The sequence below is a fragment of the Saccharopolyspora sp. 6M genome (assembly GCF_020176775.1).
GTDB classification, from domain to species: Bacteria; Actinomycetota; Actinomycetes; order Mycobacteriales; family Pseudonocardiaceae; genus Saccharopolyspora_C; species Saccharopolyspora_C gregorii.
The window spans coordinates 1-23,076 of the sequence record NZ_JAIUJZ010000055.1 but is presented as its reverse complement, the minus strand read 5'-3'; the positions used below and the strand labels follow the sequence as shown (position 1 = coordinate 23,076).

Here is a 23,076-nt window from a genome sequence, read left to right as displayed (position 1 = left end):
GGTCGCCGCCGGGCCACCAGACACCTCCACAACGACAACAAGACCAACCTACGACCACCGTGCCACCAAGATCAGTTTTGTTACAAGTAGTAACACCACCGTCCGCGGCTTGCCGCCGCAGTGCGGACTTCACAACCCAGGAGAGTCGAATGGCATCCGAACCTCGCCCATTCCGGATCAACATCCCTGAAGAAGACCTCGTGGACCTGGCAGAGCGGCTGGACCGCACCCGCTGGCCCGATGAGCTGCCCGGCGTCGGTTGGTCCTACGGCGTCAACAAAGCGTGGCTGAGGGATCTGGCCGATCACTGGCGCGAGGGCTACGACTGGCGAGCGCACGAGGCCGCGCTGAACGCGCACCGGCAGTTCACCGTCGAGCTCGACGGGCAGAACATCCACTTCCTGCACGTCCGCTCGCCCGAGCCGGACGCGACGCCCCTGATCATCACCCACGGGTGGCCCAGCACGGTCGCCGACTTCCACGCGATCCTCGGACCGCTGACCGATCCCCGCGCACACGGCGGCGACCCTGCCGACGCCTTTCACGTAGTCGCGCCCTCGCTGCCCGGGTACGCCTTCTCCGGCCCGACCCACGAGCGCGGCTGGGGTGTCCACCGCACCGCCCGCGCTTGGGCTGAGCTGATGAGCAAGCTGGGGTATGAGCGCTACGCGGTCCAGGGCGGGGATTTCGGCAGTCTCATCGCACCCGAGCTGGGTCGGGTGGCCGGTGAACGGGTGATCGGGGTCCACGTCAACGCGTTGGCCTTCGCCGCCTGGCCCATGTCCCCCGACGAACGTGAACTGCTCAGCGAAACCGATCGCGAACGGGCGCTCGACCACGAGCGGTGGTGGTACGGGCGCTCCGGCTACATGCACGAGATGAGCACCCGCCCGCAGACGATCGCCTACGCGCTCAACGACTCGCCGGTCGGGCAGCTGGCCTGGAACCTGGAGTGGTTCGTCGACTACGACCCCGCGCAGACCGAGCAGACCCCCGTCGACCGGGACGCGATCCTGACCAACGTCACCATCTTCTGGCTGACCAGGACCGCGGGCTCGGCGGCACGCCTATACTTCGAGGCCGGAGCCGAGCTGCTGGCGGGGAGGCCGTCGCCATCGGGCGCTGCGACGGCGGTGGCGAACTTCCCCGGGGACAACGCCATCCAGGACCTGGCGCGACTGTCCAATGTGGTCACACGCTGGCGGGAGCACGACCAGGGCGGGCACTTCCCCGCCCTGCAAGCACCGGAGGTGCTCATCGCCGACATCCGGGAATTCTTCCGCTCCCTTCCTGGCACGCCCTGACCGGCGGATCGCCCCAACCGCAGAGAGGAATCGCTGTGCAGATCGGCATCGGACTTCCGAATCAGGTGCGTGATGTCACCGCATCGACCATTCCGCGCTGGGCCGCGCGGGCTGAGGAAGCGGAGTTCTCCACCCTCGCCACGACCGGGCGCTACGCGTACCCGGGTGTGAGTGACACCGTCGCGCTCGCGGCCGCGGCGGGGGCGACCACCACGATCGGACTGCTCAGCGCGGTCCTGCTGGCCCCGACGTGGCCTGGGGCCTTGCTGGCCAAGGAGATCGCGGGCATCGACGGTGTTTCCGGCGGCCGTCTCACGCTCGGCGTCGGCGTCGGCTCGCGCGAAGACGAATTCACCGTGCCCGGGCACGAGCTGCACGGTCGCGGCGCGCGGTTGGAATCCGACCTGGCGACCTACCGCGAGGTCTGGGCCGGCGCCCCGGTCGGCAACGGACCGAACCCAGCCGTGCCATCGGGAACCCGGCAAGTCCCCATGCTGTTCGGCGGGTACACCGCTCGCGCGCTGGACCGCATGGTGCGCTGGGGCGAGGGCTACATCGGCGGTTCGCTGCCGCCGGCCATGACGGCGCCGCGCTTCGAGGCGGCGAAGCGGGCCTGGCAGGAGGCAGGCCGCCAGGGCGCCCCGAAACTCGTCGTGCTCGCCTACTTCGCACTGGGCGACACCGAGGCCGGACGGGCGAACATCCAGGACTTCTACCGGCTGGCCCCGAAGGAGATCGCCACCAACGCGGTGCTCTGCACCACCAGGGAGACGATCGAGCAGACCATCACGGTCTACACCGGCCTCGGTGTCGACGAGATCATTTTCGTTCCCGCCACGGACGATCCCGACGAGATCACCCGGCTCGCCGACATCGTCACCTGAACAGCCGGCAGGGAGCCGACATTCCGACCCGCATGGCAGCGAATGCCCAGCGCGGCCCACCGCGCGCGATGCCGCTCCCACTCCCAGCAGCAGGCAGCAGACCTCTACCGCGTCACTCCCTAGATCGCTCCGCCTCGGCCACCCGGTGCAGGCGATCGGCGGTGATCTTGCAGAGTTGTTCCGTGGTGGCCTCGTCGATGCTGTGGGTGATCGCGCTTTCGAGGACGAAGGTCGCGGCAGCGAATTCCGCGGTGCGGTGTTCGGCGGTCAGGGAGTCGGCGAGTTGTCTGCTCGAAGAGGTTCTCGAAGCGCCGGTGGAAGCCGGTGTGCCACTCGCGGACCGACTCCGAGACGGCGACCCGGTTGTGCACCGTGGCGACCAGGTGCTCGACCGGCCGCAGCCTCTCGATCAACCAGCGGAACTGCTCGGCGAGCGGACGGTCCGCCAGCGAGGCGTGCTCGTGCAGCAGCGCTTGGAAATAGCGGTCGGCGACGGCCACGAGCAACTCGTCCTTGTCGCCCTGGTGTTCATGGCGCACGGACTCGGCGCCATGCGGGAGTGGCGGCTGAACACGTTCGCGGAGCGGTTCGCCGAGCGGGACTGGATGGTGCTGGTGTTCGACTACCGGTACCTGGGGGCCAGCGAGGGCTCGCCTCGACAGCTGCTCGACATCAACGATCAGCTCGACGATCGGCGAGCCGCACTGGCCTACGGCCGGTCGCTGCCAGGAGTCGACACCGATCGGATCGCGGTGTGGGGAACCTCGTTCGGCGGAGGCCATGCGCTGCGGATCGCGAGTGAGGACCACCAGCTGGCCGCTGTGGTGGCCCAGTGCCGTTCACCGACGGCCTTCGCTGTTCTCACGTTTCCGCAGCTCACCGTTGAGCATGCTGTGGCTCATCGCCGCCGGGGTGCTCGACACCGTGGGGTCCTTGTTCGGCGCGAAGCCGGTGCTCGCTCCGGTGGTGGGTGTGTGGTGGATGCCCGCCTACCTCGTGTCGCCGAGCGCGATCGCCGAAGCGTCGCGGCTGCTGCCCCCGGGAACCCGGCTCTCCCCCCCCGGACCTCCGCGGCCGTGACCAAGATGTCGTCGCTGGGGAGGGGACTGTCGAAGAACGTCGAGACCGGTGGCGATCCCGTCCGGCCTGTTGACGCCGGGGTCGGCCGCGACACCCTCTGGGGCGTCCTCAAAGGACCCGGCGGCGGGGCCGACAGCGCCAACGGGGTCGCGGCCCGGTTAGCGCTGCGGCTACCGCCGTACCGGCCGGGAAAGGACCTGCCGAAGATCACCGCGCCCACCCTGCTGTGCGTGTGCGAGGACGACCGGGCCGCACCCGCCGACACCAAAACCTTGCTCGCCGCCGGGCAGGACCACGTGCAGATCGGCCGCTACGAGGGCGACCACTTCGACATCTACGTGGGCGACCTGTTCGAGCGCGCGGTGCGCGACCAGACCGCCTTCCTGGCAACGCAATTCGGCCGGAGCACGCGGTGAGCGGACAGCCGGGCACCAGCCTGATTCCAGCAGGCCCGAAGGCCACATGCGCACGTATCCGGCCGCGATCAGGCCACCGAGATCGTTGACCTGCAACGAAAAAGGTGCGTGATACCGGGATTCGGCGCCGGCGTCAGCTGGCTTCGGAGCCCGCTTCCGGGAAGCCGCGGCGTTCCCGGTGTTCGCGGGCGTCGATGGCGGAGCCGGTGAGGCTGCGCTCGATGTGCGCGCGCATCAGCTCGCGCGCTCCAGGCGCATCGGCGGCGGCGATGAGGTCGCACAGCTCGTGGTGTTCGCGGTGGTCGCGGGTGCGGGGTTCGTCGCCGGGCGGGAGTTCCAGCCCGATCCGCCGGTAGCGGTCGGACTTGTCCCAGACGTCGTCGAGCATCTTGATCAGCACGTCGTTGTGCGAGGCGGCGTAGAGGGCGCGGTGGAACGCTCGGTGGGCGGTCAGGGTTTCCTCACCCCAGGCGCGGGTGACGGGGAGGCGGGCGACGGGGCCATCGCGGCAACGCCGGCTTCAGCGGCCCCTGGTGGGCTCGGTGGCACCGGAGTGCTGCACCACGCGCGTGCCCGGGCGCCCTGGTCCGGTGAGGACGGCGGCATCCTCAGCGCTCGCAAGGCGATGCGCCGTCCACCGCTACCTCGCGCAGCGAACGCACCACCACGTCCGCGCCGGAATCTCGCAGGGATCCGGGGTCCGCGGCGGTGGCCACGCCGATGACGAGGCCGAACCCACCGGCACGACCGGCTCGGACACCCACCGCCGCGTCCTCGAGGACCGCTGATCGCCGGGGAGCGCACCCGAGCCTGCGGGCGGCTTCCAGGTACGTCGCCGGATCCGGTTTGCCGCGCAGACCCAGCTCCGCCGCCACGACGCCGTCGACCGAGACGTCGAACAACCCGGCGATGCCCGCACCGTCCAGCACCAGCGCGCAGTTGCGGCTGGCAGACACGACCGCCGTCCGCACGCGCCGCGCGCGCAACGACGTGACCAGCTCCACCGCACCGTCCAGCACACGCGCGCCGTGGGCGCCGACCGCGTCGCGGAAGTACCGGTCCTTGAGCTTTCCCAGCCCTACCAGCGTTTCGTGCCCCGGAGGGTCGGATGGGGAACCGGCCGGGAGGTCGATCCCCCTGGATCCCAGGAATGCGCGCACACCGTCGTCCCGAGGTCTGCCGTCGACGTGGCGCAGGTAGTCCTCCTCGGTGAACGGGCCGGGACGCTCCGCTCGACCCGCCAGGTACTGGTCGAACAGCCGCTTCCACGCCGCGCGGTGCACCGAGGCCGTGTCGGTCAGCACCCCGTCGAGGTCGAACAACGCCGCGCCGTGCTCGTGCGGATCGATGCGGACCACTACCACCGCTCCCCCGTCGCGTCGGGTCGATCGCCGCCGGCACCCGGCCGCCGCATCGACTGCCGCTCCGGGATGCCCGCCGCCCGCGTTCCGGGAAACGACGCTCCCGCCGATCGGAATCCGCCGCGGGGAGCGGGCCGATGTTCTCTGGTACCAGCGGTTCGGCGCGTGCCAGGTTGGTACCCGCAGGACATCGGTCGAGGCCGGCGGCCCGGACGGGGACGGCGGGCCGCCCCGGGAGGACGGGATGGCATCCATCGCCGACACCATGAACGCGTGGATCGTGCGCGAGCCCGGCCCGCTCGCGGAGCAGCCGTTGCGCTGGGTGCTGCGCCCCGTCCCGTCCCGGGACTCCGGCGAGCTGCTGGTGCGGGTGCTGGCCTGCGGGGTGTGCCGCACCGACCTGCACCTCGCCGAGGGCGACCTGCCCGCCCACCGCCGGCCCGTCGTGCCGGGCCACGAAGTCGTCGGAGAAGTAGTGGCCTGCGACCCGGCCGCCACCGGTTTCGACTTGGGCGAACGGGTCGGCATCCCGTGGTTGCGGGGCACGTGCGGGCGATGCGGGTTCTGCTTGCGGGGAAGGGAGAACCTCTGCCCCCGCTCGCGCTTCACCGGCTGGGACGCCGACGGGGGCTATGCCGAGTTCACCACGGTGCCCGCCGCCTACGCCTACCGGTTGCCTGCCGGGTACACCGACGCCGAGGTGGCACCGCTGCTGTGCGCCGGGGTGATCGGCTACCGGGCGTGGCGCCGAGCTCAGGTCCCGGCGGGCGGAGTGCTGGGCCTGTACGGGTTCGGCGCGAGTGCCCACCTGACCGCCCAAGTCGCCGTGGCCGGCGGCGCACGCGTGCACGTGCTCACCCGGTCCGCGCGCGCCCGGGCGCTCGCGCTCGACTTGGGGGCGGCCACCGCCGGTGGCTTGGCGGACGAACCACCGGAACCGCTGGACTCGGCGGTGCTGTTCGCCCCCGTCGGCGAGCTGGTTCCCGTGGCGCTGGCCGCCTTGCGGCGCGGCGGGACGCTGGCGATCGCCGGCATCCACCTGACGACGATCCCGGAGCTCGACTACCAGCGGCACCTGTTCCACGAACGCGCGCTGTGCAGCGTCACCGCGAACACCCGGGGCGACGGGGTGGACTTCCTGCGCTTCGCCGACCAGCACCGCCTGCGGGTGACGACCACGCCGTACCGGCTGGACCGGGCCGACGCGGCGCTGCGGGACCTGGCCGACGATCGCGTGCACGGGGCCGCCGTCCTGCTGCCAGGCGGCTGAGTCCGAACCGGCGAGCCCCTGGGCACCTGAGTCCGAACCGGCGAGCCCCTGGGCACCTGAGTCCGAACCGGCGAGCCGCCGGCACCGGAACCGGGCCGCGTGCGTCAGGGCACGACGGCGACGGGGCACGGTGCCCGGTGGGCGACCGCACGGCCGGTGGAGCCCACCATCGCCGCGTGCATCAGGAACCGGCCGTGCCGTCCCACGACCACGAGCCCCGCTTCCCGTGCGTGGCGCAGCAGCAGCTCCGCCGGGAGTTCCGTCGTCGTGACCTCGTGCCGCACCGGGACGTCGGGGTACTGCTCCTGCCACCCGGCGAGGGACTCGGCGAGCTGCCGTTCGCAGCCGCGGGTGACGTCGGTCCAATCGAGGCTCCACCTGGCCGGGGCGATCGCGTCCCGCGGCAACTCGTCCCAGGCGAGAGCCGCGACGAGTTCGGCACCGTGCCGCGCCGCGTGGTCGAAGGCGAATCCCACGGCCCGGGCGCTGATCCGGGAGCCGTCGACGCCGACCACGACTCGGTGGCGTTCCACCCACTCCGTCCCGCGGACGAAGACGACGGGCACCGCGGAGCCCCGCAGCAGCTCGTCGGACGTGGATCCGAGCAGGCAGTGGTGCAGCCGCCCGTGCTGTGCGGGTCCGAGCACGAGCAGGTCGCCGTCCTCCGCGGCTTCCCGCAACACCAGCGCGGGGTGCCCGAGCCGGCTCTCGCCCGTGATGGTCAACTCCGGCCAGTCCCGCGCGCACTCCGCGACCGTCCCGCTCACCTCGTGCTCCACGTCCGCGTGCAGCAGTCCGAAGTCGACGGGCTCGGCGGGGAAGTGGATCCGCGTCAGCTCCTCCAGCGGCGTGGAGAACGCGCGCACGAGGTGCAGTTCTCGCCGCCGCACCGCGGCTTCGCGGCACGCCCACCGCAGCGCTTGCCGGGATCCGGGCGTTCCGCTGAACCCCGCGACGACCGGACCGGGCCGGGCACTGCTCATGCCACCTCCTCCACGAGGAACCACCTCACGGTCGCACCGCCGAAGGGCGCCCGGAACGGGCTTTCGTCCATGCCTGCGCGCCGCCGCAGGTGCCGGGGTCCCGCGATGGCCGCCGCCCGCTCCCGCCGCGATCGCGGAGCGGCGCGCCGAGCGGTTCCACCCGCGCCCGCTCGCCACCGCCGAAGGAGACCGGACGCCGAGATGCCCCGGGCAGGTGCCTTTGCCAGCCTGGGAACGAGGAAAGGGGGATGCGATGCCGGGGTGCGCGATCGCGGTGGACGGCACGCCCGAATCCGAGCGCGCGGTCGAGTGGGCCTGCGCGAACGCGGCGCTCTGCGGCGACGAGCTGCTGTTGCTCACCATCGGCACCGGGCCGCATCCGGGCGGGACCCGTCCCGGCTGGCTGACCGACCTCGCCGCGCAGATCCGTGAACGCAACGGCGCGCCTCGACGAGTGCGCGTCGAGGCGCGGACCGGCCGGGCCGTTCCCCGGCTCCTGGAGGTGGCGCGCCACGCATCGCTGCTGGTGCTCGGATCGCGTGGACACCGGGCGCTGCACGACGCCGTGCTCGGCTCGGTGGCCCTGGAAGTCGCGACGCGCTCCACGTGCCCGGCGGTGGTGGTGCGCGGGGCGGCCGAGCAGGTGCGGCGGGAAACCGTCGTGGCCGGTGTCGACGGGTCGGTCCACGGGGACCGCGCCCTGGAATTCGCCTGCGAAACGGCGGAAGCGCTGCGCTGCGACGTGGTCGCGGTGCAGGCGGCGCCGGATTCGGCGTTCATCCCCGGCCCGTTCGAGCACCCGGACCGCGAGGAACTGGTCGAGCGCGCGGAGCGCGCACTCGCTGAAGCGGTGGCCGGGTTCGCCCCGGACCACCCCGACGTCACCGTGCGCCGCCTCACCAGCTCGATGGACCCGATCTCCGCCTTGACCGAGGCCGCGAGCGGTGCCCGCCTGCTGGTCGTGGGGCGTCGCGGATCCGGTGGGTTCTCCGAGGCGCTGCTGGGATCGGTCTCGCGCGGCGTGCTGCACCGGGCTGCCTGCCCGGTCGCCGTGGTGCCGCTGGAAGGTGCGCGCCCCGGCCGGAGCGGCTGAGCGGAGGCCGGGCCTGATGACCGATGATCGCGCGTGGACGTTCAGCGGCTTCGACCCCGCCGACGAGGGGCGGCGGGAGGCGCTGTGCGTGCTGGGCAACGGCTACTTCGCCACCCGCGGGGCGGCTCCGGAGGCGGAGGACGACGGGGTGCACTACCCGGGCACGTACGCGGCGGGGTGCTACGACCGCCGGACCGCCGAGGTCGCCGGGCAGGAGATCACCACGGAGTCGATGGTGAACCTGCCGAACTGGTTGCCGCTGACGTTCCGCTTCGACGACGGCGACTGGTTCGACCTGAGCCGGTGCACGCTGCTGGAGCACGAGATCGAACTGGACCTCGAACGGGGGCTGCTGAGCAGGCGGTGCCGGTTCCGCGACCGGGCCGGGCGCACCACGACCTTGACGCAGCGCCGCATCGTCCACATGGGTCTCCCGCACCTGGCGGCGCTGGAGACCACGCTCGTTCCCGAGGACCACAGCAGCACCATCACCTTCCGCAGCGGCCTCGACGGCCGGGTGCGCAACACCGGAGTCGCCCGGTACGAAGCGCTGGAGGGTGCTCACCTCACCGGATTCGAGGTGCACGAGCACTCGCCCGAAACCCTCGGCCTGCGGGCTCGCACCGCCTGGTCGCGCATCGAAGTCGCCGAAGCGGCACGCACCCGCGTCAGGACCGACCGCCGGGAGCCGAGCCCTCCGCGAACGACCGTGGTGGAAGCCGACCGCATCGCGCACGAGCTCGTGGTGGCCGCGCGGCCCGGCGAGCGCGTCGTGATCGAGAAGGTCGTGGCGCTGCACACCTCGCGCGACCGTGCGATCTCGGAGCCGGCGGCGGAGTCCGCGGAGCTGGTCGCCGAGGCCGGCGGGTTCGAATCGCTGCTGGAGACGCACCGTGCGGCCTGGCTCAAGTCGTGGCGGGCCTTCCGCTGCGGGATCCGCGGCGCCGGGGACATCCGCCGCGCGGTGCGCCTGCACCTGTTCCACCTCCTCCAGACGATCTCGCCGAACAGCGCCGACCTGGACGTGGGCGTCCCCGCTCGGGGTCTGCACGGCGAGGCGTACCGGGGCCACGTGTTCTGGGACGAGCTGTTCGTGCTGCCGGTTCTGGCGTTGCGCGCCGCCGACGAGGCTCACGCGTTGCTGCTGTACCGGTACCGGCGGCTGCACCAGGCGCGCAGCGCCGCACGCCGCACCGGGCGGGTCGGCGCGATGTTCCCGTGGCAGAGCGGCAGCAATGGCCGGGAGGAGAGCCAACGCCTGCACCTCAACCCGCGATCGCGGCGGTGGCTGACCGACGACACCCACTTGCAGCGGCACATCGGCATCGCGATCGCGTACAACACGTGGCACTACTACCAGTCGACCGCGGACACGGCGTTCCTCCGCGACTTCGGCGCGGAGCTGATCCTGGACATCACCCGGTTCGCCGCCGGCCTCGCCCGCTACGACCCGAGCCGGGACCACTACGTCGTCGAAGGAGTGGTCGGCCCGGACGAATACCACACCGCCTACCCGGGCGCCGCCACCGCCGGGATCGACAACAACGCCTACACCAACGTCATGCTCGCGTGGCTGTGCCGGACGGCCGCCCGGGTGCTCACCGTTCTCGCGCCGGAGCGCCGACGGGAGCTCATGGCCGAGCTGGGACTGCGCGAAGCCGAGATCGCTCGTTGGAAGCGGTTGTCCCGCAAGCTGTTCGTGCCCTTCCACGACGGCATCCCGAGCCAGTTCGAGGGCTACCACGAGCTGGCCGAGCTCGACTGGCACGGCTACCGGCGGCGCTACGGCGACATCCGGCGCCTGGACCGCATCCTGGAGGCCGAGGGCGACGACCCGAACCGCTACCAGGCCTCCAAGCAGGCCGATGTGCTCATGCTGTTCTACCTGCTGTCCGCGGAAGAGCTGCGCGACGTCCTCGCGGGACTGGGCTATCCGTTCCCGGCCCACCGGATCCCGGAGACGATCGAGCACTACCTGCGGCGCACCAGTCACGGCTCGACCCTCAGCTCCGTGGTGCACGCCTGGGTGCTGGCCAGGTCCGACCGGCAGCGGGCGTGGGAGCACTTCCACCGGGTGCTGGAGGCCGACGTGCACGACACCCGCGGCGGCAGCACCCGCGAAGGTGTCCACCTCGCCGCGATGGCCGGGACCATCGACCTGCTCCAGCGCTGCTTCGCCGGGGTCGAGGCCAGACAGGAGGCGCTGCGGCTCGACCCGTGCTGGCCACCGGAGCTGGGCGAGCTGGAGCTCGACCTGCGCTACCGGGAGCACCCGGTGTCCCTGTCGGTCACCGGCCGCACCGCGGTGGTGCGGGTCGGCCGAGGCGGCCCCACCGGCGGCTCGATCAGGTGCGCCTGCGGGGACTGCGAGGTGGAGCTGGCCCCCGGTGACGTCGCGACGTTCCGCTGGGAGCGGGGGGAGGCCGCTCGGGTGCGGGTCCGCCACGACAGGACGGGACCGGGCACCGCCACGGCGGATCGGCGGAACCGCTCCGCGGGCTGAACGACCGCCGCCGCATCGCGTCCCGCGCGGCTCGGTCGTACCTTCGCTGCGGGGCCGATGCCGGGAGGTGCGCGATCGTGACCGGACAGCGGAAGGCAGGAATCGTGGTCGGTGTGGACGGATCCGCCCCCGCCTTCGGCGCGGTGGAGTGGGCCGCCCGGGAAGCCGAGCTGCGGGGGCTTCCGGTGCGGCTGCTCGCGGTGCTGCCGGACGAGGTCACCCCGCGGGACGACGAAGGAGCCCGCCGCCGAGCGCGCGACGTGCTCGACACCGCCGAGCGGGTCGCGCGCGGACGTGCGCCGGCCGTGGGCGTCCGCGGGGACGTCGAGCGCGACGACGCGGCCGAGCGGCTGGTCGCGGAGTCGACCGCGGCGCACCTGCTCGTCGTCGGGAGCCACGGGCTCGACGAGTCAGGAGCGCGGCTCGAATTCGGCTCGACGGCGGAGGCGGCGATCGCGCTCGCCGCCTGCCCGGTGGCGGTCGTGCGCGAGTCGCGCGGGCCCGGCCGGGATGGCGGCATCGTCGTCGGCGTGGACTCCGCCGGGGTCGCCGATCACGCCCTCCGCTGGGCTCTGCACGAGGCCGGCCTGCGCGGAGTTCCGCTGCTGGCCGTGCACACCTGGCGCGAGGTCGCCGCCGAGGACTGGAACGACCTCACCTCCGACATCTCGGACCCCGACCGGGAACGGGATGCCCACCGCCTGCTCGCCGAACGCCTCGCCGGAGCCACCGAGCGCTTCCCCGACGTGGAGCTGCACCGTTCGGTCGAGCACGACCGCCCCGTCCGGGCGCTGCTCGCCCACGCGGCGCGCGCCGAACTGCTCGTGATCGGCAGCCGTGGCCATGCCGGTTTCACCGGGATGCTGCTGGGGTCGACCAGCCGGGCGCTCGCCCACTGCGCGCCCTGTCCGCTGCTGGTCGTCCGTCCTCCCGCGTGAGCGCCGACGTGGTGCCGATGCGAGGCGCGCGCCCGATCTCCTGCTGAGATGCGGGCGGCGCAGGAATCGCGCACGGTCGAACGTGGCCGGGTCGAGCGGTTCGCCGCAGGCGCCGGGTGCGCTCGCCCCCTCGCTGCGGGGTGTCGAGCCGGAACAGGGGGACGACATGAGCGGAGACGCCCGAGATCCGGTGGTCGTGGGCATCGACGGTTCGGGGACCGCGCGCGGTGCCGTGCGGTGGGCGGCCCGAGAGGCCGCTCGGCGGGGCACCACCTTGCGGATCGTCTACGCCGACGTGTTCGCGCTGCCCGTGCTCCCGGAGCTCCCCGGGCTGCCGTGGCCTCGCGAGCACCACGCGCCGGTGCGCGTCGAGGTGGAGAAGTGGCTGGCGGAGGCCGCCGACTCCGCGCGTTCGGAAAGCCCCGGCGTGCCCGTGGAAACCGAGTCGTGCCCCGGCACCCCGCCATCGGTGATGATCGACGAATCGCGCGGCGCCGAGCTCGTGGTGGTCGGTGATCGAGGTCTGGGAGGTTTCACCGGCCTGCTGGCCGGTTCGGTCGCGCTGGCCGTCGCCGCGCACAGCCACAGCACGACGGCGGTGGTGCGCGGCAGGAGCGACCGCGGGCAGGGGCTGGTCGACGGCCCCGTGGTCGTGGGCCTGGACGGTTCGCGGGAGGCGGAACTCCTCCTGGCGCACGCGTTCGAGGCGGCCGCGGCCTGGGAAGCCCCGCTGCACGTCGTGCACACCTGGGACATCGTCGGCGTCGACGCCACGTGGCTGCGGGTGGGCCCGGCCGAGGACGAGGTGCGCCACCGCGAGCAGCTGCTGCTGGCGGAGCTGCTCGCGGGCTGGTGCGAGCGGTACCCGGACGTCGTGGTGGACCGCTTCGTCGAACGTGGCTCGGCCGCGGGCGCGCTGCTCGCCCGCGCCGACGGGGCCCGGCTCGTCGTCGTGGGCGCTCGGGGGCGCGGTGGGTTCAGCGGGCTGCTGCTCGGCTCCACCAGCCAAGCCCTCCTGCACCACGCCCCCTGTCCGGTCCTGGTGGTGCGCGGGAGGCCGCCTTCCTGATCGACTCCGGGCCTTCCCGCCCCCACGACCGGGCGGTTCGACCGGGGCGCCGCCATCCGCGAGGAGGTCCCGACCGGGCTGGAGCATCCGCGACTGGGCGTGCGCGCGGGCTGGCCACCGGAACCCGCGACCACCGTCCCCCGCGCCGGGCCGGACCGCACGCGAACTCCTGCGCGACTTCGCCGAGCAATGAACGCGGTGTCCGCGTCCCGCGAGGACTTTCGGTCCCTGCGCGGGTGGTGGCCGTTGCGCCATCCTGGCGACGTCGTGCGAGGGGCCCGGCTGGGCCGACCACCCGCGAAGGCACGTCGAGGCGAGGAGGCATCGCCATGTCGCAGCCCGAGAACGCGATCGTGGCAGGCGTCGACGGTTCGGTCCGCTCCATCGAGGCAGCGCAGTGGGCGGCTGGGGAAGCCCGGCGCCACAGCACGCGGCTGCACGTGTTGCTGATCAACGACGATCCCGCCCGAGATGGTTCCGCGGGCGAAGCCGTGCGCGAGGCCGCGGCCGCCTGCCGGGAGGCGGCGCCGGACGTGCCGGTCAGTGCAGAGGTCCGTGCCGGTCATCCCGTCGAGGGGCTGCTGCGCGCCGAGGAAGCCGCCCGGCTGCTGGTGCTGGGCTCGCGCGGGCTCGGCGGATTCGCCGACGCCTTGCTGGGTTCGGTGAGTTCCGAGGTGGCCACCCGGGCTTCCGGCTCCGTGGTAGTGGTGCGCGGCGACGTCGAGCACTCCGGCGGACCGGTCGTGGTGGGTCTGGACGACTCCCCCGGCATCGACAACGCGCTGCGCTTCGCCCTCGACGCCGCGGCGGCTCGGGGATGCGAACTGCTGGCGGTGCAGGCCTGGCACGAGGCCGGGTTGCTCGCGCCCTCGCTTCCTCCGGCCGAGCGCGACGAGACGCAGCTGCGGATCGAGCAGCACGCGCACCAGCAGCTCGCCGAGTGGACGAACCGGTACCCGGGACTCCGCGCACGCGCCGTCGCCGTGCTCGCGCATCCCGTACCCGCTCTCGTCGACGCGGCCGCGACCTCCCCGCTGCTGGTCGTCGGTCATCGCGGCAGCGGTGGCTTCAGCGGCCTGTTCCTGGGATCGGTCGCCTCGGGGGTGCTGCACCACGCGCGATGCCCGGTGGCCGTCGTTCGGTGACTCCGGCCGACGAACTCCCGCGCAGCCCGGCATCACCGGCTGATTCCTGCCACTGCTGTGGCGGGAACGCGGCGAGGGCCGCCGCACGCATCGGAGGACCCTTCACGAACGCAGGTCTCCGGGCTGCCCGGGGAATCCGTTCCCACCGAAGGAATACCGGTCGCCCACCTGGAGCGGTGAGCCGCCGGAGTTGGCCTTCGCCGAAGCGCGCGGCAGCGAACTTGCGCGGTGTGCGCCCGCGACCTCGCGAACGCGGAGCGGTTCCCCGGTCCCGCCGCACCTCGGTGACGCGTCACGGGCAGAGGGCCTCACGAGCTCAGCACGTCGCGGACCACCACCACCGGGCACGGCGCGTGGCGGACGCAGTGCTGCGCGACGGAACCCAGCAGCGCGCCGGCGAATCCCCCGCGACCGCGGTGCCCGACCACCAGCAGGTCGGCGCTCGCCGCCTCGGCGAGCAGCGCGGGGGCGCCGTGGTCCTCGATGACGAGGCGACGCACGTGGCGGCCGTCGTCGGCACGCGTCTCGTCCACGGCCTGCCGCAACACCGCGGCCGCGTGCTCGGCCGCTCCCTCACCGGGCAGCGGCATCGCGATGTCGATCATCGCGGGTATCCCGGACGCGATCAGCGCCGTGATCTCGCCTCCGGCGCGGTCCGCGTAGCCCAACGCCCACCGGAGCGCGGCCCGCGAACCGGGGGAACCATCGACACCCACCAGAATCCGGTCGGCCTCGGTCATCGTCGCCTCCTCCCCGCCCGGCACGTTCCTCACCGTGCGATCACCACGGGGCACGGCGAGTGCTGCACCAGCTGTTGGCTCGTGGACCCCAGCACCAACCCGGTGAAACCTCCCCGTCCACGAGCTCCGACCACGACGAGCTGCGCTCGCTCCGCGTGCGAGAGCAAGGCCCGCACCGGTTTGTCCAGCGGCGCGAAGCGCTGCACCACGACATCGGGATGCTCCTCGGACCAGCCCGCCAGCGCCTCGGTCAGCAAGCGCTCCTCGTCGGACCGGGTCACCGCCCATCCGTCGTCGACCCGGTGTCGCAGTCGCGCCTCGTCGCCGGCCAGGGAGTGCCAGGCGTGGACCGCGTGCAGGGGCACCTCCCGCGCTGCCGCGAACCCGAAAGCGCAACCGAGGGCGGCGATGTCGTGCCGGGACCCGCTCACTCCGACCACGACCGGTTCGGTCCCGTCCGGTTCGTGCTCGCCGCGGACGACCGCGACGGGGCACTGCGCGTGCGCCGCCACCGCGATGGCCACGGAACCGATCAGCAGCCCGGTGAATCCGCCCAGCCCGCGGCTGCCCAGCACCACCAGCTCCGCTCGCCGGGATTGCTCCACGAGACCGCTCGACGGAGCCTCCATGCGGAACTCGGTCTCCACGACGACGTCGGGCGCGACCTCGCGCACCTGCTCCTCCGCCAGGCGCAGGGACTCCTCGGCTTCCTCCCGAACGCTGTCCAGGAACATCTGCCGCGGTGGCACGACCGGCGCGTCGGGCACGACGACGAGCGACTTCACGTCGCAGTGCAGCAGGTGCAGTCGCGCCGACCTCCGGCGCGCTTCCCCGGCCGCCCAGCGAGCGGCGCGGAGGGCCGAGGACGACCCGTCGATCCCGGTCACCACCGTCCGTTCCACCACGGTGCACTCCCCCCGCGTCGATCGCCGGCCCCGGCGAACACCCTCCGGCACGGCATCAGAGTGCACCCACCGCATGCCCGGGGGGACAGGGTCGAGAGTCCCGGAGAGGTCGTTCCGGGGCCCAACGACCCTGCCGTGCCCCCGGGACGTGGCACATCCTGGGTGCTGCGCCCGGAAGGACGGAACGCAGGTGGTGCGGTATGCGAGGACACGAGCCCGACGTCGGCCAGGAGCGGTGGGCGATGGCGAGCCCCGGCGCCCGGAACGAGGAACGGTCCAGGTGATGGCGGAGCGGAACCCCCGCGCGCACGTGTGGAGCGCCCCGGAGCGCGCAGTGCTGAACGCCGCGGTCGAGGCGGCCCCGTCCGTGCACAACGCACGGCCTTGGACGTTCGCGGTCCGCGAGGACGTGGCCGAACTGCGCAGGCACCCGGTCGACCTGCTCGACGAGCACGATCCGCTGGGACGCGACCGCGAGCTCTCGATGGGCACCGCACTGACCAACCTCCTGCTGGCGGTGGAACACCTCGGCCTGGTCCCGGACGTGCACGAGGTGGCGGAACCCGGGTGCGACCGAGCGATCACGACGGTCACCGCGGCCCACCGGACGCACCCGGGGCAGGAGACCGAACGTCGCTTCGCCGCCATCGAGCACCGGCGCAGCTACCGGGGCACCTTCCCGGGACGGCAGCTGTCTCCGGCCGAACGCACCTCGCTGGGGGCCGCCGCCGGGCTCGCTCGCGGCGAGACGCACTGGATCACGGACACGGCCGAGGCGCACGCGGTGGCGCGCTCGCTCGGCTACGCGGCGCGCGTGATGCAGGACGACGACGCATACCAGCGCGAACTCGCCCACTGGATCGTGCACGAGGACGAACCCGGCGGCCAGGAGCCGGAATCCGGCATCGCGGAGAGCTCCTTGGGCCGGCGCGGTCTTCCCGCCGTCGGCCTGGTGACCGACCGCACCAGACTTCCCGACGAGACGCTGCTTGCGGCACGCTTCGAGCACGACTCCGCACTCGTCCTCTGCAGCACCGGTGACACCGCGGACGATCACGAGCGGATCGGTCGAGCGCTGGAACTCGTGTGGCTGGAGGCGACCTCGCGCGGGATCGCCGCGTCGGTGATGACCCAACCGCTCCGGTTGCGCGAAGTGCGCACGGCGCTCGCCGAAGAACTGGAGCTCGACGGGTTCCCGCACATCCTGATGCGCTTCGGCCACGAGACCTGACGGGTGCTCGAACGCTGCACCTGGATGCGCGGCGGGGGCGACTGACCCTCCGCCGTTCCCCTCCGGCTCGTGCCCTGCTCGGAGGACACGCCGCGGGCGCAACGACTGCACGTCCCGGCGCCGCACCATCCACGACCCGTCTGCGTCGAATCCGGATCGACGTTCACCGAGCCCGAGGGAACGGGCGGTGGCGGACCGGATGACGCCGGGGAGCGTCCCGATGTGCTGGCCCGCGGCTCAGGGGCTGCGGCGCGGTGCCCGGCCGGTGCGCTGAGCCGCCGAGGTCACACCTCGTTGCTCGCCTGCCGACTCGGTTCGGTCCCGGTGACCGCGGCGGGGCGTCGGGCCCAGTAGGTGGCGACCAGCGAGCCGGAGATGTTGTGCCACACCGAGAAGATCGCGCCGGGCAGCGCCGCGACCGGGGAGAAGTAGGTCGAGGCCAGGCTGGCCGCGAGGCCGGAGTTCTGCATGCCGACCTCCAGCGCGATCGCGCGCCGGGCCGCCTCGTCGATGCCGACCACCCGGGCGGCCACGTAGCCCAGCACGACGCCGAGCAGGTTGTGCAGCACGACCGCGAGCACCACGATCGGCCCCACGCTGAGCAGCTTGTCCGCGCTGCCCGACACCACGGCGACCACGACGCCGGTGATCCCGATCACCGAGATCAGCGGCAGCACCGGCAGCGCCTTCGCCACCACGGTTCCGGCGATCCGCCGCAAGGTGAAGCCGAGGATCACCGGGACCAGCACGATCTGCAGGATTTCGACGATCAGCTCGGTCGGGTTCACCGGCAGGTAGCTCCCGGCCAGCCAGAGCACCAGGAACGGCGTCACGACCGGGGCGACCAGGGTGGACACGCTGCTCATCGCCACCGACAGCGCGGTGTCCCCCTTGGCCAGGAAGACCATCACGTTCGACGAAGTACCACTCGGCGCGCAGCCGACCAGGATCACGCCGACCGCCAGCTCGGGGCTCAGCGGGAGGACCAGGGTCAGCAGCCAGGCGAGCAGCGGCATGATCACGAAGTGCGCGACGACCCCGATCGCGAACGCCACCGGACGGCGCGCCACGTAGGCGAAATCCCGCGGTTCGAGGGTCATGCCCATCCCGAGCATGATCACCGCGAGGAGCCAGGGAACCACCGAGGTCAACCCGGCGAACGTGCTCGGGAAGGACAGCGCGATCGCCCCGGCGATCAACACGATCAGCGGGAACCAGCGGCCGACCAGCTGGCTGAATGCGCCTATGCGCGAGATCATCGTTCCTCCACACCGGGCAGCCCCGGTCACGCTGCCGATACCACGGTCGATACCGCGTGGCGAGGCGAAGCTACCTCACGCGGGCCGACGGCCTCCAGGCCGCGGGGCGCGATCGCGGACCATCTCGCACTCCCCCTTCCGTCCGGGACATATTTCGCCCACGAGCGGGCCGGTCCGCCAACGCTCGGTTCTCGGGTCGGTGCTGTCCGTGCGCCCGGGACGGCGGCCGCGGGAGTCCGGATGCGACGGACGAGCGCCCCGCCGATCGATCACGACCTCGCTGAGCGCGCACGGACGGCCGGACTCCGGCGCGGTGACGGCCGGCGAGGCTCCTCGCCAGGAGGCCGCCGACCGGTGCCGCGGCCGCGGCCGCGAATCACCGCACCGCGCGGCAGCGGCGTCCGACCGCGGTGGAAGAGGCCCCACCAGCCCGCCGATCCGAACCCGCACGCGGAATGGGCCAGGCCCGCCGCTGCGGGCTCACCGATCGAGGGCTCGTCCCGCCTCGGCCGCCAGGCGCCGCAACCAGGCGTGGGCGGGGTCGCGTTCGTGCATCGGATGCCACCACAAGGACTCGACCAGGTACCCGAGCTCGACGGGCAGCTCGACGATGCTGATGCCCGGGCCCGAGTGCGTGCGGGCGATGCGCTCCGGCATCAGGCCGAGGCGGTCGGTGCCCGCGACCAGGTGCGGGACCGACAGGAAGTTCTCGGTGATGACCGCGACGTCGAGCCGCGCACCACCGGCGAGCGGGCTGGGCATCGGCGAGAGCGCGGAGAACGGCGGCTGGTAGGCCACCACCCAGGTCCGCTCGGCGAAATCGGCTTCGACGGCTTCCGCGGTGGTGCCCGCCGATGCCACACCCAGCGGTCCCGGTAGAGGTGCAGGGACGGGAAGTCCACCAGCACGCCCTGCGGCAGGACGATGCCGTCGACCGTGCGCAGGTGCTCGGACGCCCGGGCGACGATGTGGGCGGTGCTGTGCTGGAACTTCAGCCGCACGTGCGGCGCGTGCCCGCGGACGAGGTCGGTCAGGACGCGGCCGAACGTCGGCAGGTGGCAGTCCGCGACGACCAGGGTGAACTCGTGGTCGGAGCGCTCCGGGTCGAATTGCGCCCCGGGGGGGGGGGCCCCCGGGGGGGCCCACACCCCCCGCGGGGGGGGTTAGGGGGGGCCGGGGAACACCCCCGGGAACAAAGTAGCGGTTGCCCCCCGGCGGGGGGGGGCCCCCCCCCCCGCGCGGCCCCCCCCGGGGGGGGGCCGCGCCCCCCGCCCCCCCCGCGGCGGGGGCCCCCCCCCCCCCCCCCCTCCACATCAGCGCCTGCGTCGTGTTCTCGGCGAGCCGTTCTCCCAACGCGGTCAACTCGTAGGCGTTGCCCGTCCTGGCGAGCAGTTCGTCGTCGAAGTGCCTGCGCAACCGGGCCAGCGCGGTGCTCAACGTCGGCTGGCTCAGCCCGAGCCGTTGCGCCGCTCTGGTGACGCTGCGTTCGTGCAGCAGCGCGTCCAGCGACACGAGCAGGTTCAGATCCAGCCCCATCGCACCTCGCCCGGCCATCGGCATTCCCGATGACCAACATAGGCGATCACGGCTTCCCCGATGGGCCCGGCGGTCGCAGGGTGGAGGGCAGCAGACCGGATCGGCTGCGGATGTCGTCGTCCGGCGGGCAGAACCGGCCCGCGGCCGGATCGCGCCCAACCTTGGGGAGGAAGTCGGTGTCGTCGTTCCACGTCCTGATCGCCGGAGGCGGAATAGGAGGTCTCTGCCTGGCGCAGGGGCTGCGTCGGCGCGGGATCAGCTGCGCGGTGTACGAGAGCGCTCCGGGCATCGTGCAGGCCGGGTACCGGCTGCACATGAACGCCGCGGGTGGCGGCGCGCTGCGGCAGTGCCTGCCGGACGACCTGTACGAGCTCTACGTGCAGACCTCCCGCGAGAAGCCCCGCCGGGAGTGCCTGGTCCTGCTGGACCACCGGGCGCGCGAGCTGGGGACCCGCCCGCACATCGGCCCGGCCAACGACCCGGAGCGTCCGCACACGGCGGTCAACCGGCGCACCTTGCGCCAGATCATGAGCGTCGGGCTGGAGGACGTCCTCCACTTCGGACGGACCGCCTGCGGTTTCGAGGACGACGGGCAGCGCGTGCGGCTGCTGTTCACCGACGGCTCCGCCGCGTCCGGTGACGTCCTCGTCGCCGCGGACGGCATCCGCTCGGCGGTCCGCGGGCAGCTGCTGCCGCACGTGGCGACCGTCGACACCGGCCTGCGCGGGGTGGCGTCGCGAGCCCCGCTCACGGACGAACTGGCCGCCGCCCTGCCCGCGGAGCTGTTCGACGGCTTCGTCACCGCGAGCGGGCCGGACGGGGTGGTGTTCGCCTACGGCGCCTACCAGCCGCGCCGACCGGTCGCCGAAGCGGTGGCCGAGCTCGCCCCCGGCGCCGACATCGATCCGGTCGAGCCGTACATGATGGTCAACTTCGGCCTGCCCCGCGGCGGCCCCTCGGCGGCGCGGATCCCGGAGCTGTGGAGCGCGACCCCGGACCAGCTCCACGCCGCGATGCGCGCCGCGGTCACCGGCTGGCACCCGGGGCTCGTCGAGCTCGTCGAGCACGTCGACCCGGACACGCTGTTCCGGCAGTCCATCCGCCACCTGGAACCGGCCGAACCGTGGGAGACCAGCAGGGTGACGCTGCTCGGCGACGCCATCCACGCCATGCCGCCGACCTTCGGCGCCGGCGCCAACAGCGCCCTGCGCGACGCCGCGGCGCTGACGAACGCGCTGCAGCGGGCCGCCGAGGGCGAATCCGCGCTGCCGGCGGCGATCGCCGAGTACGAGGCGGACCTGCGCGCCGAGGTCTTCCCCGTCCTCCGCGCCTCCGCCGACCCGCGTTCCACGAGCAGCGACTTCCTGCCCGACGAGCTGCCGGTCGCACACCGCTGAGCGGCCCGATCCGCCGCTCCGGTGGCGGAGGCCCGAGGTGTTCGACCGCTTTCCCGAACCCGAGGATCTCGCCGAATACCCGGGCCAGCTCTGCGAAATCCGTCGAACCACTTCCCCCGAGATCGTCGATCGTTCGGTGCAGTGGACCGCGGCGGCCCTCCGCGACGGGTGACGCGTGCCGCGGAAACCCTCGCCGCATCCTCCGCCGAGGCGCCGAAACGCGGTTCGCCGCTCCGCGGAACCGCAGGCGCACGGCCCCGGATTCGACCGATCGGCACGCGCGGATTCCCGAGCGGTGCGCGGCGAATCTCACCGGTCGGACATTCGTTCAACTCTTGATCGGCATGCGCGCGGTCAGCAGAATTCCCGGTGGGCGGAGTTCCCGGAGGAGTGCTCCGTCCCGCACCCCTCCTCCGCGTCCGGAGAGGACTCCTCCGTGGCCGACACCGGCGGCATCGACCTGGACCACACCTCGTTCGCCGTGCACGACGCGCTGTCCTGGGCGCGCCGCCTCCGGCGGGAGATCGGGGTGGTGCCGATCGCCGGTGAATCCCTGCCGGAGTTCCGCTACCTGCTGCTGCAGACCGGCGAGCGCACCGGCGGAGCTCGGCTGGAGCTGCTGGAGCCGACCGGGCCAGGTTTCCTCACCCGCCACCTCGACAAGCGCGGCGAAGGCCCGCACCACCTCACATTCAGCGTGCCGGACCTGCGGGCGGCCGTCGCGCGGGTGCGGGAGCTGGGCGCGGAGGTCGTCGGCGAGGACTACGGGCACGCGCCGTGGCGCGAGGCGTTCCTCCCCCCGGGACCGCAGCACCGGACCGTCATCCAGCTCGCGCAGTCCGACCGCGCCTACCCGAGCGCGGAAGAGCTGCGCGCGGGCGGAGAACCCGACGTGGCGGAGCTGCCGAGCGTCCGCGGCGCGACCGAACCGCACTGGTGGGCCTCGACGTGGGAGACCCCCGCCGGCGCGGCGGTGCCGTTGCACAGCACCCACCTCGACACCGCGGACCTCGCGTTCTCCCGCCGCCTGTTCCACGACGTCCTGGGCGGGCGGGTGTACGAGACCGAGCGGCACCTCGACTTCAGCTGGCCGGGCGGGACCATCCGGGTCCGTGCCGCGGACCGGCCCGGTGTCCGGGGCATGGGGCCGTCGCTCGGTGGCGGGGCGGGCATCGGGCTCGGCTCGGCGGTGCTGGGCCTGCCCGGCTGAGCGCCGACGCGGCCGGGCGCGTTCACTCGAAGGCGATCTGCTCGCACCGGGCGACACTGCGCCGGATCGACGCTCGGTCCAGCCCCAGCAGCGCGGTGAGCCAGATGCCGTTCTGGATGATGTCGATGTCCGCGGCGCGCTTGGTCGCCTCGGCCCGGGCCAGGTCCGGTCGCGCCCCGCGGATGAGCCTCGCCAGCTCCTTGCGGTAGCGCTTCTGCGCCGCGGTGTTGATCTCCCCGAAAGCCGGATTCGCCTGGGCCAGCGACCAGAGCTGCAACCGGAGGGACAGGTACTCCGTGGTCAGGAACTCGTGGTCGGCGACGCGGCGCAGCGCCGCGCGCAGGTTCTCCGCCGGGCTCTTCGCCGGGTCCGGATCGATGATGGCGACGTCCTGCGCTTCGATCCGGCGCAGCGCCTCCCCGATGAGCGAGGTCTTGTCGGCGTAGTAGTAGTTCACCAACCCGAGCGCGACCCCGGCCTCGCGGGCCACCGCGCGCATGCTGACGCCCGCGATCCCCTGCCGGGACAGGATCGTCAGGACGGCGTCGAGGATGCGCTCCTCCCGATCGACCTTGTTCGCGTCGAGCTCCGCAGCGTTCTCGCCCACGCCGCGAGACTAGTCCGTCCGCGCCGCCCCGAACCGCGCAGGGGCCGGGGCGGCGCGGGGGGGGGCCCCCCCGGGGGGGGGGGCCCCGCCGACACGCCTGGTCGAACAGCGATCCGCGCCGGGTCGGCCAGAACGGGGTGAGCAC

The 23,076-nt window shown here is 73.0% G+C and carries 21 protein-coding genes and 1 pseudogene; 13 read left to right on the top strand and 9 right to left on the bottom strand.

Features of this window, described 5'->3' with window-relative positions; all coding sequences use genetic code 11:
* Positions 1-149: 149 nt before the first annotated feature.
* The 3 genes from LCD31_RS09500 (at position 150) to LCD31_RS09490 (ending at position 3,684) form a co-directional block, all read left to right on the top strand.
* Positions 150-1,304 carry an epoxide hydrolase family protein gene (locus LCD31_RS09500; protein WP_224957375.1) on the top strand — a complete coding sequence of 385 codons (1,155 nt, stop codon included), beginning with the start codon at positions 150-152 and terminating at the stop codon, positions 1,302-1,304.
* A gap of 35 nt (positions 1,305-1,339) precedes the next feature.
* On the top strand, positions 1,340-2,188 hold the full coding sequence (locus tag LCD31_RS09495; RefSeq protein WP_224957374.1) for an LLM class flavin-dependent oxidoreductase: 849 nt from the start codon (positions 1,340-1,342) through the stop codon (positions 2,186-2,188).
* A 182-nt stretch (positions 2,189-2,370) separates the two neighbouring features.
* Positions 2,371-3,684 (top strand): alpha/beta fold hydrolase, encoded by a 1,314-nt coding sequence (locus LCD31_RS09490; RefSeq protein WP_224957372.1) that lies wholly within the window; start codon positions 2,371-2,373, stop codon positions 3,682-3,684.
* 133 nt (positions 3,685-3,817) lie between these two features.
* Here LCD31_RS09490 and LCD31_RS09485 read toward each other — a convergent pair whose 3' ends face one another.
* Positions 3,818-4,138 carry an FCD domain-containing protein gene (locus tag LCD31_RS09485; protein WP_224957377.1) on the bottom strand — a complete coding sequence of 107 codons (321 nt, stop codon included), beginning with the start codon at positions 4,136-4,138 and terminating at the stop codon, positions 3,818-3,820.
* Between the two features lie 154 nt (positions 4,139-4,292).
* Entirely contained in the window at positions 4,293-5,042 is a 750-nt protein-coding gene (locus LCD31_RS09480) for an HAD family phosphatase (RefSeq protein WP_224957370.1), read from the bottom strand.
* A gap of 268 nt (positions 5,043-5,310) precedes the next feature.
* On the opposite strand from LCD31_RS09480, the gene LCD31_RS09475 reads away from it, so the two are divergent.
* Complete coding sequence (locus LCD31_RS09475; RefSeq protein WP_224957376.1) at positions 5,311-6,315, top strand: zinc-dependent alcohol dehydrogenase family protein; 1,005 nt, start codon at positions 5,311-5,313, stop codon at positions 6,313-6,315.
* A 104-nt stretch (positions 6,316-6,419) separates the two neighbouring features.
* Here the strand turns inward: LCD31_RS09475 and LCD31_RS09470 are convergent, their stop codons facing one another.
* Positions 6,420-7,298: a universal stress protein gene (locus LCD31_RS09470; protein ID WP_224957368.1), complete on the bottom strand. Its 879-nt coding sequence runs from the start codon at positions 7,296-7,298 to the stop codon at positions 6,420-6,422.
* 253 nt (positions 7,299-7,551) lie between these two features.
* Between LCD31_RS09470 and LCD31_RS09465 the strand changes: the two genes are divergently transcribed.
* From LCD31_RS09465 to LCD31_RS09445, 5 genes are all read left to right on the top strand, one after another.
* Positions 7,552-8,391 carry a universal stress protein gene (locus tag LCD31_RS09465; RefSeq protein ID WP_224957366.1) on the top strand — a complete coding sequence of 280 codons (840 nt, stop codon included), beginning with the start codon at positions 7,552-7,554 and terminating at the stop codon, positions 8,389-8,391.
* 16 nt (positions 8,392-8,407) lie between these two features.
* Positions 8,408-10,894, top strand: a complete 2,487-nt coding sequence (locus tag LCD31_RS09460) for a glycoside hydrolase family 65 protein (protein WP_224957365.1) — start codon at positions 8,408-8,410, stop codon at positions 10,892-10,894.
* 77 nt (positions 10,895-10,971) lie between these two features.
* On the top strand, positions 10,972-11,832 hold the full coding sequence (locus LCD31_RS09455; protein WP_224957364.1) for a universal stress protein: 861 nt from the start codon (positions 10,972-10,974) through the stop codon (positions 11,830-11,832).
* Positions 11,833-11,998: 166 nt separating this feature from the next.
* Complete coding sequence (locus LCD31_RS09450) at positions 11,999-12,901, top strand: universal stress protein (RefSeq protein WP_224957363.1); 903 nt, start codon at positions 11,999-12,001, stop codon at positions 12,899-12,901.
* Positions 12,902-13,230: 329 nt separating this feature from the next.
* Positions 13,231-14,046 (top strand): universal stress protein, encoded by an 816-nt coding sequence (locus LCD31_RS09445; protein ID WP_224957362.1) that lies wholly within the window; start codon positions 13,231-13,233, stop codon positions 14,044-14,046.
* Between the two features lie 308 nt (positions 14,047-14,354).
* Here the strand turns inward: LCD31_RS09445 and LCD31_RS09440 are convergent, their stop codons facing one another.
* Positions 14,355-14,786, bottom strand: coding sequence for a universal stress protein (locus LCD31_RS09440; RefSeq protein ID WP_224957361.1), 432 nt, complete (start codon positions 14,784-14,786; stop codon positions 14,355-14,357).
* A 29-nt stretch (positions 14,787-14,815) separates the two neighbouring features.
* The gene (locus LCD31_RS09435) at positions 14,816-15,691 is read right to left on the bottom strand and encodes a universal stress protein (RefSeq protein ID WP_224957360.1); all 876 of its coding nucleotides are present in this window, start codon (positions 15,689-15,691) and stop codon (positions 14,816-14,818) included.
* A 283-nt stretch (positions 15,692-15,974) separates the two neighbouring features.
* Between LCD31_RS09435 and LCD31_RS09430 the strand changes: the two genes are divergently transcribed.
* Positions 15,975-16,922 carry a hypothetical protein gene (locus LCD31_RS09430; protein WP_224957359.1) on the top strand — a complete coding sequence of 316 codons (948 nt, stop codon included), beginning with the start codon at positions 15,975-15,977 and terminating at the stop codon, positions 16,920-16,922.
* Positions 16,923-17,206: 284 nt separating this feature from the next.
* Here the strand turns inward: LCD31_RS09430 and LCD31_RS09425 are convergent, their stop codons facing one another.
* From LCD31_RS09425 to LCD31_RS09415, 3 genes and pseudogenes are all read right to left on the bottom strand, one after another.
* The gene (locus LCD31_RS09425; RefSeq protein WP_224957357.1) at positions 17,207-18,181 is read right to left on the bottom strand and encodes a bile acid:sodium symporter family protein; all 975 of its coding nucleotides are present in this window, start codon (positions 18,179-18,181) and stop codon (positions 17,207-17,209) included.
* A gap of 480 nt (positions 18,182-18,661) precedes the next feature.
* Positions 18,662-19,042 carry a hypothetical protein gene (locus LCD31_RS09420; RefSeq protein ID WP_224957378.1) on the bottom strand — a complete coding sequence of 127 codons (381 nt, stop codon included), beginning with the start codon at positions 19,040-19,042 and terminating at the stop codon, positions 18,662-18,664.
* Positions 19,043-19,513: 471 nt separating this feature from the next.
* A pseudogene (locus LCD31_RS09415) lies at positions 19,514-19,735 on the bottom strand (LysR family transcriptional regulator); the annotation flags it as partial.
* 158 nt (positions 19,736-19,893) lie between these two features.
* Here LCD31_RS09415 and LCD31_RS09410 point away from each other — a divergent pair.
* The 3 genes from LCD31_RS09410 to LCD31_RS09405 all read left to right on the top strand — a co-directional run bounded on the left by LCD31_RS09410 (position 19,894) and on the right by LCD31_RS09405 (position 22,324).
* A complete protein-coding gene (locus tag LCD31_RS09410) occupies positions 19,894-21,114 on the top strand; it encodes an FAD-dependent monooxygenase (RefSeq protein WP_224957356.1) in 1,221 nt (406 codons plus the stop codon).
* A 37-nt stretch (positions 21,115-21,151) separates the two neighbouring features.
* Entirely contained in the window at positions 21,152-21,286 is a 135-nt protein-coding gene (locus LCD31_RS28985; RefSeq protein WP_255615749.1) for a hypothetical protein, read from the top strand.
* Between the two features lie 264 nt (positions 21,287-21,550).
* Positions 21,551-22,324 carry a VOC family protein gene (locus tag LCD31_RS09405; protein WP_224957355.1) on the top strand — a complete coding sequence of 258 codons (774 nt, stop codon included), beginning with the start codon at positions 21,551-21,553 and terminating at the stop codon, positions 22,322-22,324.
* A 22-nt stretch (positions 22,325-22,346) separates the two neighbouring features.
* On the opposite strand, the gene LCD31_RS29500 is transcribed toward LCD31_RS09405, so the two are convergent.
* The gene (locus LCD31_RS29500; protein ID WP_224957354.1) at positions 22,347-22,931 is read right to left on the bottom strand and encodes a TetR/AcrR family transcriptional regulator; all 585 of its coding nucleotides are present in this window, start codon (positions 22,929-22,931) and stop codon (positions 22,347-22,349) included.
* Positions 22,932-23,076: the final 145 nt, after the last annotated feature.